Genomic DNA, 15,870 nt, shown 5'->3' with positions numbered 1-15,870 from the left:
GCATGCGTGCCCTGTTCCACCACCCGGCCCTGGTCCAGCACCACAATGCGGTCGGCCTTGACCACGGTGGCCAGCCGGTGCGCAATGACCAGCGTGGTGCGCCCGCGCATGGCCGACTCCAGCGCGGCCTGCACCATGCGTTCGCTTTCGGCATCCAGCGCACTGGTGGCTTCGTCGAGCAGCAACAGCGGCGGGTTTTTCAGCATGGCGCGGGCAATCGCAATGCGCTGGCGCTGGCCACCGCTCAGGCGCACGCCGCGCTCACCCAAAAAAGTGTCGTAGCCCTGGGGCAGGGCGCTGATGAACTCGTCGGCAAAGGCGGCTTGTGCCGCCGCCTTGACCTCGGCATCGCTGGCCCCGGGCCTGCCGTAGCGAATGTTCTCCAGCGCGCTGCTGGAAAAAATCACCGCGTCCTGCGGCACGATGCCAATGCCCTGGCGCAGATCGGCCAGCGCCAGGTCACGCGTCGGAACGCCGTCCTTGAGCACGCGCCCGGTGACGGGGTCGTAAAAGCGCAGCAGCAGCTGAAACACCGTACTTTTGCCGGCGCCACTGGGCCCCACCAGCGCCACCGTCTGGCCGGGGGCGATGTCCAGCGAAAAATCGCTGAGCGCCGCCTGCAAAGGCCGCGATGGGTAGTGAAACGTGATGTGCTCAAAACGCACGGCGCTGCCTGCTGCAGGCAATGGGGCTGGCACCGGATGGGCCGGCGAAACAATGGGCGAGCGGCTGGCCAGCAATTCCATCAGCCGCTCGGTGGCACCGGCAGCGCGCAACAGGTCGCCATAGACCTCGCCCAAAATGGCAAAGGCGCTGGCCAGGATGATCACATACAGCACGGTCTGCCCCAGATGCCCGGCACTGATGCGCCCGGCCATCACCGCTTGCGTGCCCTGGTACAGCCCCCACAGCAGCGCCGCCGACGTGGCAATGATGATGAACGCCACCAGCACCGAGCGCGCCCGCGAGCGGCGCACGGCGACCTCAAAGGCGTTGTGCGTGGCCTGGTTGAAGCGCGCCGCTTCGCGCGCCTCCGCCGTGTAGCTTTGCACCACCGGAATGGCGTTGAGCACCTCGGCGGCAATGGCGCTGGCATCGGCCGCCCGGTCCTGGCTGGCGCGTGACAGCTTGCGCACCAGCCGGCCAAACCAGGCCGCTGGCAGCACAACCAGCACCAGCACGCCGAGCACCTGCACCATCACCATCGGGTTGGTCCAGACCAGCACCGCCAGGGCGCCGACACCCATCACCAGATTGCGCAGCCCCATGCTCAGCGACGAGCCCACCACGGTCTGCACCAGCGTGGTGTCGGCCGACAGGCGCGACAACACCTCGCCGGTCTGCGTGGTCTCGAAAAACGCCGGGCTTTGCTGCAGCACATGGCCATAAACGGCATTGCGCACATCGGTCGTGATGCGCTCCCCGAGCCAGCTCACCATGTAAAAGCGCGCGGCGGAAAACAGCCCGAGCGCCACCGCCACCGCAAACAGCGCCACAAAGTGCTCACGCAAGGCCATCACCTGCGCGCCCCGGTCGGTTTGCACCAGGCCGCCGTCAATCAGGCTGCGCAGCGCCAGCGGAAAAGCCAGCGTGGCCAGGGCCGCCAGCACCAAAAACAGCAGCGCCAGGCCAATGCGGCCGCGGTAGGGTTGCAGGAAGGGCAGCAAGCCGGAGAGCGATTTGGGGTTGCCGGGTTTGGGGGGGTGGTTGGTCATGAATCAGAAATAACTTTGTGCAACTTGACAGGCTTCGGTTGATTATGGTGCGCAGTTCAGAGGGCCGGGGCTTGCGCCTCATAATGTCACCGTGTCAACACGGGAGATGCCATGGACCGCACAGAACGGTTTTACAAAATCAGCGAAATGCTGCGCGCCAGCAAGGGGGTCAGCTTTGCAACCCTGCAGGCCAAGCTGCAGGTACTGACGAAAGCACCGAAACTTGGTGAGTTTCAGTGATCGATGTCGTACAGGCTGACTGACAGTAATTACGCGAGACGTTACTGGTCTGGTCTCATGGGCAAGATGTTGGCTCTGAGCAACCGTACGAAAAAATCGTAAGGTTGAAATTGACCGCACCGGACGGCAAGAAGCGCGAAACCGATTGCGCCGAAGCCGAAACCCTGCTGCGCCTGGTGCAATCTATCCCCAACCCCAAAGCCGAGCCCCTCAAACTCTGGCTGGCCAAAGTGGGATACGAGCGCATGCAAGAACTGGTCTACCAGTACTTTCTGAGCTGCCTATGCGGCAGTGAACAGCCACCAGAGCGCATTTATGGCTGGCGGCTAGAGCTGGGGTTTGCACAACTTCTTGTCTGGAGTCGTCGGTAGCACTTCAGTGCCTGCGGAACTCCTCACCGGGAGAAGCCGGTCTTGCGCCGTCCGACAGTTCGAACAGACATTGGATGTACGTTTTCGCTTCGTCCCACCGAGCTGTTCGTTCATAAAGAGTCACCAGGTTTCTGGTTGCCATTACAGCGTCAGGCCAGTTGATGGAGGAACTGGGTGCTGTCATCGCCTCACGGTTATCCCCGTGGTCATGCAGGGTACCGTCTTGGCTGCCATAGGTATGGAACTCAAGAATTCGAGGTGGCCGCATAAACTCCGTGGCCCCGCACAAAAGGGGCTCGTGATTGCCATCTCGTGACGCATGTGCAGCCGCAAAGGAGTCTTGGACCGTGTGCAGTACTGAGCCAAACGCAATGTGATGCAAGCTTGAAATCAGACCGCTTTTCACATCTTGCCGGCCCAGGATATAGAGGTCCGATACCCGCCACTCTGTACAGCCAAAGTGTTCCTTTATCGAGGGGATAGGGACGTCTCGAAGAAAGTCACCTGCCTTAATTTCTCGTGTTGCAACTTTCCAGGCAAACTCCAGCCAGCCGAGCACGTTGCTCTGAGTCACATCAGGGTCGGTCGCCTCGTCGTTGGCCATCGCATGTAGGAACTGCAGGTCTCCAAAGTGCGAACGGGTCATGACGTTGCCTTGAATTGTGTTTGTGCCCCGCTCGCAACCGGTGATGCGTTTGCTCTGCGCCTTCTTCTCCGCGTCTTTGAATAGGCAGTACCAGCACAGCGGCTGAGTGGAAAACCGAACGGTTTGTTCCACTTTGCACTGGGTTCCTAGATAGGAGCAATTGCCTTCGCTCGGTGATAGGCGAAACGGAGGGAGGTCGTTCCAGCGCACTCCGTAGAGGACAAACGGGTTTGCAAATCCGATGTTCGCGTCGCTGCATGTGGGGTCTTGCGACAGGCTTGACGACTCGGCTGGACAGTTGAAGCCGAGCTGGGTGATTTCTTCGTGGACCGGTCGTTTGATGAGTACCCCTAACAAGCCGGCAGTGCTCATGAGTTTGCTGTCAGTCTCATTGGTTAGCTTGGACTCAAATTTGGAGCCAGTGGGGCCAACCTGAAAGGCCAAAGCGGGTAGGGCCACTGACAGAACCAATACCACCAGAGCGAGTTTTGAGAGAGTTTTCATTGATGCTTTCGGGAGAAACAGTGATGTCGGGTATTTCAACGTTTTGTCGCCAAAGTGGTCCTACCTCGGCCAATTCGCCAGCTGCTCGTATCCGAGCCCCTCCTGCGGAATCCACAATCCTTGTCGCCAAATGTCAGCCAGCTCTGCACCTAGGCCGGCGCCCAGCCAATTCGTTGCGAGCAAGTCTTCTGCGTTCAAACACTCGGGCTTCTCCCGCCGGCGCCCGTTTTGCAGCAACCATCGATAGAGGTCAAGGGCGGGGCGCACGTTAGGCTCATTCGGCGCCGACGTTCTGTTGAAGCCTTGTGGAATGCGAATGCCCTTTGGATCCAAATCGCCGAGGTACTCGGCGCCCTTGGCGTCAACATCTTTCAATGCCTGGCCCAGCGCGGCTCCCGTGCTACGAAAGGCCTCGCCGGCGCCGTACACCACAGCGGCATAACGCTTGGCGTTGTGGTTCCATTCGCCAAAACTCCAGAAACTGTTGTGGTTTTCGACGACCAGAACCGGCCGCCCCGGTGCATCCGCCTGCCGGTAGGGCAGTGGTAACGGAACCTGGAATGCTCCCAAAGCAGTTAGCGCAAGGCGCCCTGAAAACAGGTTTGCCCCTGTGCGCATTGCGTCCAGGGCCTTTTCGTCGCCAAAGATTTCCAGGGAGCGCTCTTTGATGGGCACCGGCCCGAAAGCACCGCGGCGTCGCAGCAGAAATTCGTTGATGGCTTTTGCGGCCGGCATCTGGCGCGGTTTGAGCTCAGTCCAAAACCCCAGCTCTGGGGCCCAGGGCACGCGGGAGTAGTCCTCTGGGACGACTGGCTCGATACCTCTGACCAACATAATCCACTTCGGGAGCGCCGGCGCGCCCGCCCTCTCCCAACTACCGGGGGCGGGCAGGGCAATCGCACCCTTTGATTCCAGCCTTCGCAACTCGCTAAGCAACATGGCGCCGCGCTCAGGACTGTTTTGCACTTCGGGGTGCAACGCAAAGTACGTGTGCTTCAAATCCTCCAACGCAATTTTCTTGCGAGGAGCCAGACTTAGCTGAGAGAGAAATTCGTCCATTAGGTCGTCAGTGCTAACTGCTCGTTGAACTTGAACCGCACCGTCTCCAGGTGAGTGCGATTGGTCTTGCTGTTTTTGCCACCGCGACGAAGTCGAATGAACGAGGGGAACTCCCCCAGCGCGTTGTAGTCCTGTAGCGCCGTGGCAAATACAAGTTGCACCCCCATCGACGCTGCCAGCATGCGCTGCGCTTGCCACAGGGCAGGGGTAGTGGCCTTGGCGAACGGGTTATCAAGAATGAGCGGTCCGCCACCGGCCTTTTGTAGCTTGGCTTGCCGCTCAGCCCGCAACTGACTAATGACGCCATACAGAAACATTGCCATCACCACACCCTCGCCGCCGGAGTTTGTAATCTTGTCCATGGTGACGTATTGATGCTCTTCCTCCGGAACCATCTTGAGGAGCTGTAGGCCCAGTGCCTTGCCACCCTGCATGCGCAGCACCGCGTCGGCCACCAGGTCCGCGCCAGTCGCCGGTATCACGTTCGTGTCGATGAGCCCGTCCAGGAAGTAGCGCAGTGCTTGACGGCGCGCGTCCAGGGGTGTCGCGGTGACATTGGAGCGCATTTTCAGGATGGCTTTTCCGCCAACGTAGGGCGCCCCCACGGGAATACGTTTGTTGGTAGCAGAGGTGAGCAATGAAATGGCGGCACGAGAGATGACCATCACCTCTTCAGCACAGGCGTCGAAGTCAGCCTGCATGTGGTCAAGGCTGGACTGGGTAGTACTAATCCGGTCAGCAAGACCCTCCAGAAGACGGGGTGCGTCAACACAGGCCGCAGTGAAATCGTTGGCAAGCATTTGGTTGGCCAGCTCTGGCTCAACCTGCCGGAGTTCATTGTCGGCGCAAGCAGACTTGACCTTGTCAAATGCGCCCTGTGCCCGATTGCGGGCCTGGTCACGGCCAGACACTTTCGCGGTGAATTCCGCAATGAGTTGATTGGCACGGTCATTGGCGTCAGTCGCTAGCACAATCGGTGCAATTGGCCCCGAGGCCGGCTCGGTACCGCTAAGGCTCGCAATCTCGAGCACCAAGAGCTCAGGGTCGGGCTTGTCACCAAGCGCCAGCGCCGTCTTTACCAGTGTCGCAAGCTTATCGTCAGCGCTCGCGTTGTTCCCCAATTGGGTTGCTTTCTCTTTTGCGCGGTCGGCTTCTTCGGTCGCCCTCGTCATGCGACTCAAAGCAGCCTGCGTCAGCTCCTCAGCCTGCGTTTTTCGCAACACCAGCGCGGCTTCATCCAGCAGCTCCATTTCAGGGGTTGCCCGGGCGATGCCTTTGTTGGACGCGTGCCATGTAGTGGAGTCCCTGTTCACGACAAGCAGTTCCGAACCTTTTGCAGTAACCGCCTCTTGAGCGCGCGTCTCATCAAGTTCGAGTTCCGGCAGCATGGCCGTATGATTTCGGCCTTCGTACGGCTTGATTTGCGACAGTGTCACTCCCGGGAAGTCCCGGGTGAACTCGGCACCCTTGGCCACTTGCTGGTCTCGCGCATTTTGCAATTTTTCCTGAAGCAGGCCAAGCCGGTCTTTTTCTTCTGTTTTGAAGGTGCTAGCAGCGTCTGCATACGTCATGCGCAACGTGGAGATGTCCACCGGATTAGCTTTGAGCAAAGCGTCGGCGCGAAGCTCCTTGTCGTAGTACTCGATGCGGCCCCGCTCCTGCCCGAGCTGGTTAGCCTCAGACCCCTTAACAACTTTCTTCTGAAAGTCCAGCTGTGTTTGCCGGCTCAGTTCCTCAATCGCTTCGTTTGCTGCCAGCTTGCGCCCCTGCACGTCTTCCAGGAGCTGCGCCAGTTCTTGCAAGCGCTCCAGACGCGACGGTCGGTCAGACTCGAGTTCCGAAAAGAATGATTCCAAAGTCTTGGCGCTGGTGGCCGCGTCACGAGCCAGGTCATTGCGTTCTTGGGCGGCCTTTTGACGTTCAGTCGCCTTTTGACGCGCGCTATCGGCGGCCTGGGTCAGGTCTTCGCAGCGAGCTTTAGCGATGTCCCGGTCCTGGGCTAACTGCGATGCCTTCAACGAGGCAGCTGCTAACTTCCCGTCGCCAAAGCTTTTAAGGAAGGCTTTCAGTTGTTCGATGGCTTCCATGGCCCCAGCTTGTCGCGCGTAGAAACTGTTGCGACGATACTGTTCATCGGCAATCTTGATGTGCAGGGTCGTTTGCAAGGTCTGGGCTGCATCGACGTTGTACGCGGCATCGCTGTCGGGCGGTACCACAAGAACGGTGCTGCTTGCGCTCTGCGGGTCCAGGGCGGCTGGCGACACCAGCACCGGCTTTGAGGGGCGACGCTCGCGCCAGGTCACTTTGCGCGCCTTGTCCATCTCCGCTGCGGCTACGCAGACCCCCAGAAACCGCGCAGGGTCACTCATCACAAGGTCGCGCGCTTTTTGCGCACTTTGAAGCGCCTGCGAGATGTACTCATTAAAAGGCCGGGCCGAACGAATGTCTGCCTTGCGTAAGCACTCGACAACCAGGGCTACGTCTGGACTGTGGCCTGCCACGCCCGTCTCGTCGATAGATTGCTTGGTGGCGTTCAGTTCAGCAAGTCGGACGTCGCAAAGCGAGACTTCGCCAGCGGAGGCCACAATGACTCGCTCAAGGGCTGAAACCAATACGGGGGACTCCGGGTCAACAACGTCGGCCTCGGCTGCGCTCGACAGGGCGGAAAGCTGGGACAGGCGCTCGCGCTCGGCCTGGCCGGCCGCAATGAAAGCATTTTCGGCACGGAGTTCCCCATCGAGGCGAACTGCCTCGTTGCCCTCACGAACGGCAGTGTCCTGGCAGTCCTTGGCCTGGGTTTGCAGATGGTTGTATTGTGCCAACAGGTCTGCTTTCTCTGAGAGCAGGCCAGCTTCGGTTTGCTGCCATCGCACTAACGCGTCCTGCGTGCTCTCGTTCTCGGACAGCAGTACAGCGTCCGTGACCAGCTGGCTTCTGCGGCCAGTGAAGGTTTTCTCCTTGGCGTCCAATTGCGCCTGCTCCTTGGTTGCGCGCGCGCCGTCGTTTTCTGCGGATTGAAGCTCGGCGCGTTGCTTGCCCACCTGCTCGGCTCGGAGCTTCTCCTGGCTTTCCAGCGTCTCCAATTCATCGCGAAGCGCCTGCTCCGCATCGAACAGCGAGCGACGCAGCAAAGCGCCTTGCATCTCAACCTGCATGCGAAAGGGTTGGAGGCCCTCCTGCGCCAAACCGGCTGTTGCTTCCAGTTCCTTGATTCTTGTCTTCAAAGTCTCGATTTCCTGCGACAAGCGCGCCGCCTTGACGTGCAGGATTGCTTGCGTAGCGGCTTTCAGCGCCTGCTTCGCCGCACCATCCGCGGTTTTTGCCCCGGCTATTCGCCGCCCGTGCCACAACGATGTCAGGGTGACTACGTCACGGATATGTGCAGCCGAGTCGGCCAAGCCGGTACTTGCGATAGCCCTTTGCTCTGACTCATAGTTGGCCTCGCGCGCCTGGGCCTCCCGATGCTGGACAGCTCTAGCTTGAAGGGCTACAGCAACCCTGGCGCCTTGCACACGCACTTCGCCGTATTCGCACTCGGTCTGCCTGAACTCGTGAGCCGCCGTTCCGAACAGATGCAAAGCACTTTGAAATTTTGTGAGCTCAGCAAGGCGCTTCACATACTGGGGTTTACGCCGAAGGTTGTCGCATGTCGTTGCTACGGTATCGCGCACTGCATTGGCACGCTGGGCGTCCAGAGTCAGGTGGAAGAACTTGCGCAAGAATTCGAGCTCGGTATGAAAGTTCAGAAATCCAGTGTCAAAGCCACCTTCTTGCGCCGAGAAGTTGACCTGCATTCGCAGCATATCTAGGTCGATGAGTCTCTCGTCGTTCAAATGTTTGTGCCAATCGGCTTGTTTTCGTGTGATGTAAACGTCGCCGGGATACTTCTTTTGCTGGTCATGAACCCATCGCGCGAAGTCCGCCATTGAGCTGACCGGCGCACCTGCCAGCTTGGGGCCGGGTACATCAGTAAATTTCAAGTTGTCGTGCTCCTCGAAGCTAAAGAACAGGCGTTCGGTCTCAGGCGGCTCACTGGTGGCCTTGACGGAAACAGCTTGGCCAACGATGAGCAGGTACGCATAACCCCCTACGGTGCGCGCGGGCATGAGCCATTCAACCATGATGACGCCTGGTAGGCCGTCAGGGGAGAAGTACTGAGAAAAATGGTTGTTCTTGTTCTGGATGTGCTTGAGAAACCGGTCCTGGCTGGTCTCAAAGCAAGAAAATATCAAGCTTAGAAGGGTGGTCTTACCCCCGCCGTTCTCCAGATTGATAACAGTGTCGGATGGCACCAAAGAGTCGGGGTCGGTTAGGTCAAAGGTGACGCCGTCATACCAGGCGGTCGGGTACCCACAGTTACCAATGTAGATTCGAGAGATTTTCTGCATGTCAGGTTCCGGTTGGAGCGCTTGCTGGTGTGGTTACGGCTAGCTGTGCCAGCTCGTAGAGTCTGCGCAGCGCGACTTCACGAAGCTGTATGCGAAGTCGATGTGTCGCTGTGTAGGTGGTTGCGGTCTCGTCCTCCGAGTCTCGGTCCAGGCGCACCAAGCCGTTTTGCTGCAAATGGGTCAATGTGAGCTTGACCATGCCAACTACTGAGGTTACAGACGCCCGCTGGCTTGCCGGCACCATGACCGGCATCGCGGCAATAGCCTCCCACCCCGGTGCAAGTTCCGCGGGAATGTCTGCAGGCGTCGGAGACGCGCCCCTCAGTCGATGCGCCAAGGCGTAAAGCGCATCACGGCAATTCGCCACAGAGGCTGGGGGTGGCGTGTAGTTGTCGTCATCCAGGCCGTCGGTGGTTGGAAAGAATACGGCCGCGATAGCCACGTGAGCCAGCACAAGCACGGCCTTTTGGTCGGCAGCCATCCCCGAGCGAATGTCGGTCATGCGCACGGCGAAGCGACTTTCACGAGTGCTGGGCGCAATGATGATGCCGCGTTCGCTCACGTCCAGGATGGTTAGTTCCATCCCTGACGCAACGTCCTGCACTTGCGCGGCAAAAGCAGGGTCGGCCCGGTAACGGGCGAGCAACTCACGGTACTCAGCGTCGTTGACGGGGGAGAGCGTTGTGTGCAACGCCTTGTAGGCAAGACGCGCGGCATTTCGCGTGCTTGAGTGGTTTGTTGTCATGGCTGCCCTCCCTTGGGCGTGAAATGCAGGTTGGTGCCTTGCGCCACATCTGCGGAGAAGTTTCCGAACGCATCAGCGCGCATATTCTTGAATTCAGTCTCAGTGTTGGAGTAGGACCTGAACAACACGAGAACCAGACAGCGTCTGGCGGCCCGGTCAAGACCCTCGTCTTCGGCCAGGTCAAGCAGCTGGTCGGCCCGGTAGGTGTCGCCCGTCGCGAACTTGGCAGTCAGCCACTGGCTGACGCTGTTGATGGCAGCTTCTGAGAACTGGGGCTCTGGTGGCTCAGAGCGGGTGATTTCGCCATCATCAGCGTCTGGTCCGGTTTCATCCGGACGCTGTTCAAGCATTAGGGAGAAAAGCGTATTCAGGTCATAGACCTTCGGCCAAGCAGCCGGATAGAGCGCGCTGGTTACGTGGTCCGCTTCATCAGCAAGTACTTCGCAGGATAGCGCCAGCAACTGAGGGAACAACCGGGATTCCAGGTCAGGCAATCCAGTTGCCCGGCGCGCACGGAACATCGAACGCTGAGATTCCAGGAACCGCTCATTAGCAGCCCCGATGTCGTTGACCAACTGAGAGCGCAGTAAGCCGGCCCCCTGCAAGGCAGCCAGAAGTTTGGCCAGGCTGGAGCGGGAAGTCGGCTCATCGGCAGCACGAAGCGCGTCAGATACCGATTCCTCCATGCGCTGGTCTTCGCTTTGGCGCTGGCGAACGTGGCCGCGGGCCTTATCCAGGCTGGCGCTCATGTCCCGCGTCCAATTCACAGACCCCGGCGCACGGTAGGCCTGATGCAGCCGGTCTCGAATGAGCTGGCGGTACTCGATGGAGAGCGTGCGTGCGCGTTTGGCGATTTCCAAGGCAGCCTCAAATCGACCTCGCTGTACCAGCAGGTCCAACATTTTTTCCATCATCTCCTGGGTGTCTTCCGGCGAGAGGTCGAGCATGCCCAAGTAAACCAGATAGCCTTCTGCAGTTGGCCGGTACCGGTAGACGTCCTCGAAATCCGGCTCGTAGACAACCAGACGAAAACGCACCGTCCGATTGGTCCCTTTGAGCGCATCAAAGTGCTCAAAGGCGAATTCTTTGTAGGTATTTGCTTTGTTGTCGAGCGCATCGAGCACGACTTCGGCCACGCGAGTCCGTTGTCCCAGGGACAGGGTGGTTTTCATCCGTCCTGCGATTTCAGCCAAGTGGTCCAGTATCTCTTGCTGAATGCAGCCCATCGAAATTGTTGTGGCCTCCATCATCAGGTCAAGCGCGCAGAGAACCAAATAGTGCGTGTCAACGCTTTGAAGTACCCCTCTGTCGTCAGAAGAGTCGTCCCCGACTCGGTGCTTGTTCAGCTCGAGTTGAAAGAGGGGTCGCAGCAGCAACAGATTGCGCTGCTGTCTCGAGAGGTCGAGCAGCCCCTGAGCCGGAGCGGGCAACGTAAATGGCTCGCCAGAACCTGGCTCGTTAGCGTCGTTCATAGCTCGCGAGATGGGCAGTCGTTCGGACGCAGTGGTGCCCGAGTTGCCAGACGAATTTGCAACTCCGCGGGCTTGTTGTTCTTGTTGACAAAGGTATATCCTCCTGATAGAGTATTTTAATTATACGAGTAAAAACTATATTCGTATATTTTTTAGTTTAGTGCATAATACCCTTCATGACAAAGAAACCTCCGCTACCTGACGTCGGGTCAAAGACCAGTTCCCTCTGGAGCCAAGACCGGCGACTCGAATTCATCGACTTCCGACTGCGATGGGATGGGCGGATTAACCGCAGCGACATCACAGCGTTCTTCGGCATCTCGGTACCCCAAGCGTCATTAGACATCGCAAAGTACCTTGAGTTGGCGCCAGAAAACTTGTCCTACGACAGGAGCGCACGCATTTACCTTGCTGGGCCCAAGTTCAAGCCAGTGTTTGCGAGCAGTCATTCGTCACAGTACCTCAATGAGTTACTGGCCATTCAAGCGGGGGTATTGGAGCAAACCGCAAGCTTCATTGGCTGGCAGCCGCCGGTTGCAATAGTTCCAACCCCGGGCAGGGTGCTGAATGCAGAGACCTTGACGGCTCTGCTAAGCGCCATGCGAGAACAGCACTCTGTGAAAGTGCTGTACCAGTCGATGACGCAGGTCGCCTCGCAGACCCGAGTAATCTCTCCGCATGCCTTTGCCCATGATGGGTACCGTTGGCACGTCAGGGCCTACTGTCACCTGCGCAAACAGTTTCGGGATTTTGTGATTGCCCGGATTCTGACGATTGAACCAGTCGAGGACGTTGCACCTGCTCACCAAGAAGATAGTGAATGGCACACGATGGTAGAGCTGGTGCTTGAACCAAATCCAAAGTTGCCAACATCCCATCGACAAGCGATTGAGCTTGATTACGGAATGACGCAGGGGCAGGCAAGAATTGTTTGTCGACAAGCGTTGTTGTTTTACATCCTCGAACACCTTGGACTGAACCAGGAGAGTGATCAATGGCCAGAGGCACATCAAATCGTACTGAAAAACCGTATGGTTGTGGAGTCGTATTTGCAAACAAGAAAGCTCGTCTAGAGCTCTGTTAGCCAATGGACTGCTTTACCAGGACGCGCTCATGATCATGTGGACAAAAATACCTCCAGTGATTTTTAAATAAGGCGAACTGCCTGAATAAGTTCGGCCTGCAAACAATGCTTCGAAACCTAAAGCCGCAACGGACTCGCGTACCCGGTCATCTCCAGATAGCCCCGCCCCACCAGTTCGCCAAGGCTGTCCAGCAGTTCGCTCAAGCCCTCCCAGTAAATGGCGCCGGTGGACTGGCGGCTGTCGAGTTCCTGGTTGTCGATCACGGCCTTGACGGTGTAGCGCGCAAACACTTCCGAACCCGTGTTGGCTTGTGCGCGCCTGATCTGCAGCGACCACTGCACCGGGTAGCTAGCCCCGCTGGCCGGGCTTTTCCAGATGCGCTCGGGCGTGAAGATGACATCGGTTGCATCAAATATTTCCGCGCTGCTTGCGCCCGCCGCGCGCAGCGAGCCGCCCGCCCACAGCGTGCCGCCTTCTTGGGTGCGCAGCCTGAAAGCTGTTAACGCGCTGCCGTCCAACAGGTTCATGCCGATCCAGTCCCAACCCACCGCCTGCGGGTGCATCAGCGAGTTGCTCCACTCGTGGTCCAGCCAGGCCTGTCCCTGCACGGGCAGGCTTTGCCCGCCCAGGCGGAGTTGGCCGCTGGCCTGTAGCTGCGGCAGGCTGTAATAAAAGCTGGCTTGATGGGCCTCGGGCCCCTTGCGTGACCAGCCCTGGTCGCCTTGCAGCAGCAGGGGCTGGGTTTCCTGCAAGCCCAGTTGAAACGAGAAGTCCGCGCCGCTGGCGTTGGCCTGGTAGCGCTTGCCATGGCGCCGGAGCGACCAGTCGCCCAACTGCACGTCGGTATCCGCTTCACTGGCCGAAGCCAAATCGACCTTCGTATCGCCTGACATCCTGGCAATGCGCTGGTCGTGCAGCAGGCGCTTGTCCGCCACGTCGGTGACGGCGGCATGGGCAAAGATCAGGTGCCTGGCGGCAAAGGCCGAGCGCATGCCTTGCGTGGCCGGCACCCGCGACCTGAAAAACGTCAGCTGAAAACCAAACTGGCGTTGCGCCGCCTGCAGTTGGCCGGTGATGTACCACCATTCAATGGCAAAGTCGGGGTGGCTGCCGAGGTCACGCGGGAACTGCAGTGGCAGCCGGGGCAAGGCTTGCGCTGTGGCGGTCCATAAAGGCAAGCCCATGCCGGCTGCCAACAACTGGCGGCGCGACACGGGCAATGCTGCTTGGCTCAGAGTGGCATCCTATTTGAGGCTGCCCGACAAAAACTGCGCCAGCCGCACGCTTTTCGGGTTGCCCAGCACCTGGGTCGGGTTGCCCTGTTCTTCGATCTGGCCTTTGTGCAAGAAGATCAGGTGGTTGGAGACTTCGCGGGCAAAACCCATCTCGTGGGTCACCACCACCATGGTGCGGCCTTCCAGCGCCAGGTTTTTCATGACCTTGAGCACCTCGGACACCAGCTCGGGGTCGAGCGCGCTGGTGGGTTCGTCAAACAGCATCACCTCGGGCTCCATGGCCAGCGCCCGGGCAATGGCCACGCGCTGCTGCTGGCCGCCGCTGAGGTGCGCCGGGTAGGCGTCTTCCTTGCCTTCGAGGCCGACCTTGGCGAGGTACTTGCGCGCCGTCTCGATGGCCTGGTCGCGCGGTACACCCATCACATGCACCGGCGCTTCAATGATGTTTTGCAACACCGTCATGTGCGCCCACAGGTTGAAATGCTGGAACACCATGGCCAGCTTGGTGCGCAGCCGTGCCAGTTGTTTGGGGTTGGCGGCGTGCAACTCGCCGTTGGCGCCAGCCGTCAAGAGCAGTTCTTCCCCGGCCACGTTGATGCGGCCCTGGTGCGGTTTTTCGAGCAGGTTGATGCAGCGCAAAAACGTGCTTTTACCGGAACCCGAGCTGCCAATGATGCTGATCACATCGCCGGCATGCGCCGTGAGCGACACGCCCTTGAGTACTTCGTTGGTGCCAAAGCGCTTGTGGATGTTTTCAACCTGGAGTTTGAGCGTGGTGGTCATGGCAATATTTCTCGATTGTCATCGCGAGCGCAGCGTGGCGATCCATGGATTGCTTCACTTGCGTATCGCAATGACGGCATTGATTTATGGATGGTTCAGTGTGCCAATCACGCACCTAGCAGTTCGCCGCTGCGAAACGCCTGGGCGCCGGCAATCTTGCCGAGTTCACCGCCGGCGGTGATGTAGCGGTCACGGATGCGGGCGTAAAACACGCCGGCCACGCCTGCGGTCACACGCTGGGTGGTGTTGGCAATGGGGTCAATGATTTCGGCCACCAGATCACCGACTTGCAGCTGCTGGCCCACTTCCGCGGCAAATACCACGATGCCGGGGCCTGGGGCTTTCAGGGTTTCAGAGCCTGCCAGCGGCGTGGCCGGGCATCTGGGTGCAGGCACAGGCGGTGCTGGCTGGCCAGCCAGAACCTTGATGAACTGCAGCCAGCCCATGATCGCCTGCGCATCCATTTCAGCCCAGGCGTGGCCTACATCGAGCTCGCCGCGCAGTTCAATGGTGGTGCTGCAGCAGGCTTGCGGCAGCGGCGCCTGACAGCCGCTGGCTTGCAGGCGCTCGGCGAGCTGCCACCAGGCGCCTGACAGGCATTCGTCAATGGGCCGATTGCCCGAACTTTTGGCCAGCAATATCGCCTCGGCGCCCAAAAAGTGCGCCAGTTCCTGGATGTGGGGCCAGCAGGCTTCTTCGGTGTAGAAGTGCAGCACACCTTCGCAGTCGCAATGCAGGTCGAGCATGAAGTCGGCGTCATGCGCCAGCAGCAGCAGGGTGCGGCGCAGGCTTTGCAGTTCGGTGCCAGGCTGCCACTGTCCGAGGTAATCGGCCATGGCGCGCCGCACCAGTCTGGCATTGTCTTTGGCGTCGTCACCGAGCTGGTTCATCACCGCAGGCGCTACTGCCGCAGCCAGGTCCGGGTAGTGGCGGTTGAAGTTTTCCGAGGTATCGAGCTCAAAACGGCCCATGGGTTTGTGGTCCAGCCGCTGCGCCAGGCCGATTGGGTTGGCCACCGGCACCAGCACAATTTCCCCCCGAATCTGTCCGGCTGCCTCGGCCGCTTCCAACAGCGCGCGCAAGTGGTGCGCCACCAGCATGCCGGGCAGTTCCTCGGCGTGCAGGCTGGCCTGGATGTAAATTTTGCGACCACTGCCTGGCTTGCCAAAGTGAAAGCTGGTGAGGGTCTTGTGGCTGCCCAGGCTCGGCGAAAGCAGCGGGTGGTCAATGCGTTGCATGGGTCAACAATTCCTGTGTCAATCTCTGCGCGGGGACAGATACGCCAGCAGGCGGCCTTCCGAGAAGCGGAAAAAACCGATCAGGCAGAACGACGCCGTCAGGTAAATGGCGGCGGCTGCCAGATAGGCCTCAAACGGCAGATAGTAGGTGGCATAAATGCGGCTGGCCGCTGACGTGATGTCGAGCATATTGGGTACCGCGCTGGCCAGACTGGTGCTGTGCAGCATCATCACCACCTCGTTGCTGTAGGCGGGCAGGGTGCGGCGCATGGCGCTGGGCAGCACCACCCGCAGCATGGTCTGGAAGCGGCTCATGCCGTAGGCGTGCGCCGCCTCGATCTCGCCGGCACTGGTTTCACGGATGGCACCGGCCAGCATTTCAGCGGTGT

General features: G+C 59.5%; 13 protein-coding genes. 3 read left to right on the top strand and 10 right to left on the bottom strand.

Annotated features, from left to right (window positions below; all coding sequences use genetic code 11):
• The coding region (locus NDI87_RS11565; protein ID WP_296275368.1) for an ABC transporter transmembrane domain-containing protein at positions 1-1,715 on the bottom strand (1,715 nt) is incomplete at its 3' end.
• Positions 1,716-1,826: 111 nt separating this feature from the next.
• On the opposite strand from NDI87_RS11565, the gene NDI87_RS11560 reads away from it, so the two are divergent.
• Entirely contained in the window at positions 1,827-1,955 is a 129-nt protein-coding gene (locus NDI87_RS11560) for a hypothetical protein (RefSeq protein ID WP_296275367.1), read from the top strand.
• Positions 1,956-2,059: 104 nt separating this feature from the next.
• Positions 2,060-2,326 (top strand): hypothetical protein, encoded by a 267-nt coding sequence (locus tag NDI87_RS11555; RefSeq protein ID WP_296275365.1) that lies wholly within the window; start codon positions 2,060-2,062, stop codon positions 2,324-2,326.
• A 4-nt stretch (positions 2,327-2,330) separates the two neighbouring features.
• Here NDI87_RS11555 and NDI87_RS11550 read toward each other — a convergent pair whose 3' ends face one another.
• From NDI87_RS11550 to NDI87_RS11530, 5 genes are read right to left on the bottom strand one after another with little or no spacing between them, the layout of a single operon-like run.
• Positions 2,331-3,476 carry a hypothetical protein gene (locus tag NDI87_RS11550; RefSeq protein WP_296275363.1) on the bottom strand — a complete coding sequence of 382 codons (1,146 nt, stop codon included), beginning with the start codon at positions 3,474-3,476 and terminating at the stop codon, positions 2,331-2,333.
• Between the two features lie 60 nt (positions 3,477-3,536).
• A complete protein-coding gene (locus NDI87_RS11545) occupies positions 3,537-4,535 on the bottom strand; it encodes a Wadjet anti-phage system protein JetD domain-containing protein (RefSeq protein ID WP_296275361.1) in 999 nt (332 codons plus the stop codon).
• Positions 4,535-8,923, bottom strand: a complete 4,389-nt coding sequence (locus tag NDI87_RS11540; protein ID WP_296275359.1) for a hypothetical protein — start codon at positions 8,921-8,923, stop codon at positions 4,535-4,537. The genes NDI87_RS11545 and NDI87_RS11540 overlap by 1 nt, the downstream gene beginning before the upstream one ends.
• Before the next feature lies 1 nt (position 8,924).
• Complete coding sequence (locus tag NDI87_RS11535) at positions 8,925-9,668, bottom strand: hypothetical protein (protein WP_296275357.1); 744 nt, start codon at positions 9,666-9,668, stop codon at positions 8,925-8,927.
• Positions 9,665-11,140 carry a hypothetical protein gene (locus NDI87_RS11530; RefSeq protein ID WP_296275355.1) on the bottom strand — a complete coding sequence of 492 codons (1,476 nt, stop codon included), beginning with the start codon at positions 11,138-11,140 and terminating at the stop codon, positions 9,665-9,667. The genes NDI87_RS11535 and NDI87_RS11530 overlap by 4 nt, the downstream gene beginning before the upstream one ends.
• Positions 11,141-11,316: 176 nt before the next feature.
• Between NDI87_RS11530 and NDI87_RS11525 the strand changes: the two genes are divergently transcribed.
• The gene (locus NDI87_RS11525; protein ID WP_296275353.1) at positions 11,317-12,213 is read left to right on the top strand and encodes a WYL domain-containing protein; all 897 of its coding nucleotides are present in this window, start codon (positions 11,317-11,319) and stop codon (positions 12,211-12,213) included.
• 128 nt (positions 12,214-12,341) lie between these two features.
• Here the strand turns inward: NDI87_RS11525 and NDI87_RS11520 are convergent, their stop codons facing one another.
• The 4 genes from NDI87_RS11520 to NDI87_RS11505 form a co-directional block, all read right to left on the bottom strand.
• On the bottom strand, positions 12,342-13,409 hold the full coding sequence (locus NDI87_RS11520) for a lipocalin-like domain-containing protein (RefSeq protein WP_296275369.1): 1,068 nt from the start codon (positions 13,407-13,409) through the stop codon (positions 12,342-12,344).
• 60 nt (positions 13,410-13,469) lie between these two features.
• Positions 13,470-14,243, bottom strand: a complete 774-nt coding sequence (locus NDI87_RS11515; protein WP_296275352.1) for an ATP-binding cassette domain-containing protein — start codon at positions 14,241-14,243, stop codon at positions 13,470-13,472.
• A gap of 107 nt (positions 14,244-14,350) precedes the next feature.
• Positions 14,351-15,481 (bottom strand): M14 family metallopeptidase, encoded by a 1,131-nt coding sequence (locus tag NDI87_RS11510; RefSeq protein ID WP_296275351.1) that lies wholly within the window; start codon positions 15,479-15,481, stop codon positions 14,351-14,353.
• Positions 15,482-15,499: 18 nt separating this feature from the next.
• The coding region (locus NDI87_RS11505; RefSeq protein ID WP_296275350.1) for an ABC transporter permease subunit at positions 15,500-15,870 on the bottom strand (371 nt) is incomplete at its 5' end.

It is taken from the genome of Rhodoferax sp. (genome assembly GCF_023701345.1).
Classification (GTDB): domain Bacteria; phylum Pseudomonadota; class Gammaproteobacteria; order Burkholderiales; family Burkholderiaceae_C; genus Rhodoferax.
Note: the sequence above shows the minus strand (reverse complement) of the source record. Positions and strands in the feature narration are given on the sequence as shown.

Bases quoted from the DNA above. Each gene is read 5' to 3' on its own strand.
- NDI87_RS11560 (WP_296275367.1), top strand. From the start codon at position 1,827: ATGGACCGCACAGAACGGTTTTACAAAATCAGCGAAATGCTGCGCGCC.
- NDI87_RS11550 (WP_296275363.1), bottom strand. From the start codon at position 3,476: ATGAAAACTCTCTCAAAACTCGCTCTGGTGGTATTGGTTCTGTCAGTG.
- NDI87_RS11545 (WP_296275361.1), bottom strand. From the start codon at position 4,535: ATGGACGAATTTCTCTCTCAGCTAAGTCTGGCTCCTCGCAAGAAAATT.
- NDI87_RS11540 (WP_296275359.1), bottom strand. From the start codon at position 8,923: ATGCAGAAAATCTCTCGAATCTACATTGGTAACTGTGGGTACCCGACC.
- NDI87_RS11535 (WP_296275357.1), bottom strand. From the start codon at position 9,668: ATGACAACAAACCACTCAAGCACGCGAAATGCCGCGCGTCTTGCCTAC.
- NDI87_RS11530 (WP_296275355.1), bottom strand. From the start codon at position 11,140: ATGAACGACGCTAACGAGCCAGGTTCTGGCGAGCCATTTACGTTGCCC.
- NDI87_RS11525 (WP_296275353.1), top strand. From the start codon at position 11,317: ATGACAAAGAAACCTCCGCTACCTGACGTCGGGTCAAAGACCAGTTCC.
- NDI87_RS11520 (WP_296275369.1), bottom strand. From the start codon at position 13,409: ATGGGCTTGCCTTTATGGACCGCCACAGCGCAAGCCTTGCCCCGGCTG.
- NDI87_RS11515 (WP_296275352.1), bottom strand. From the start codon at position 14,243: ATGACCACCACGCTCAAACTCCAGGTTGAAAACATCCACAAGCGCTTT.
- NDI87_RS11510 (WP_296275351.1), bottom strand. From the start codon at position 15,481: ATGCAACGCATTGACCACCCGCTGCTTTCGCCGAGCCTGGGCAGCCAC.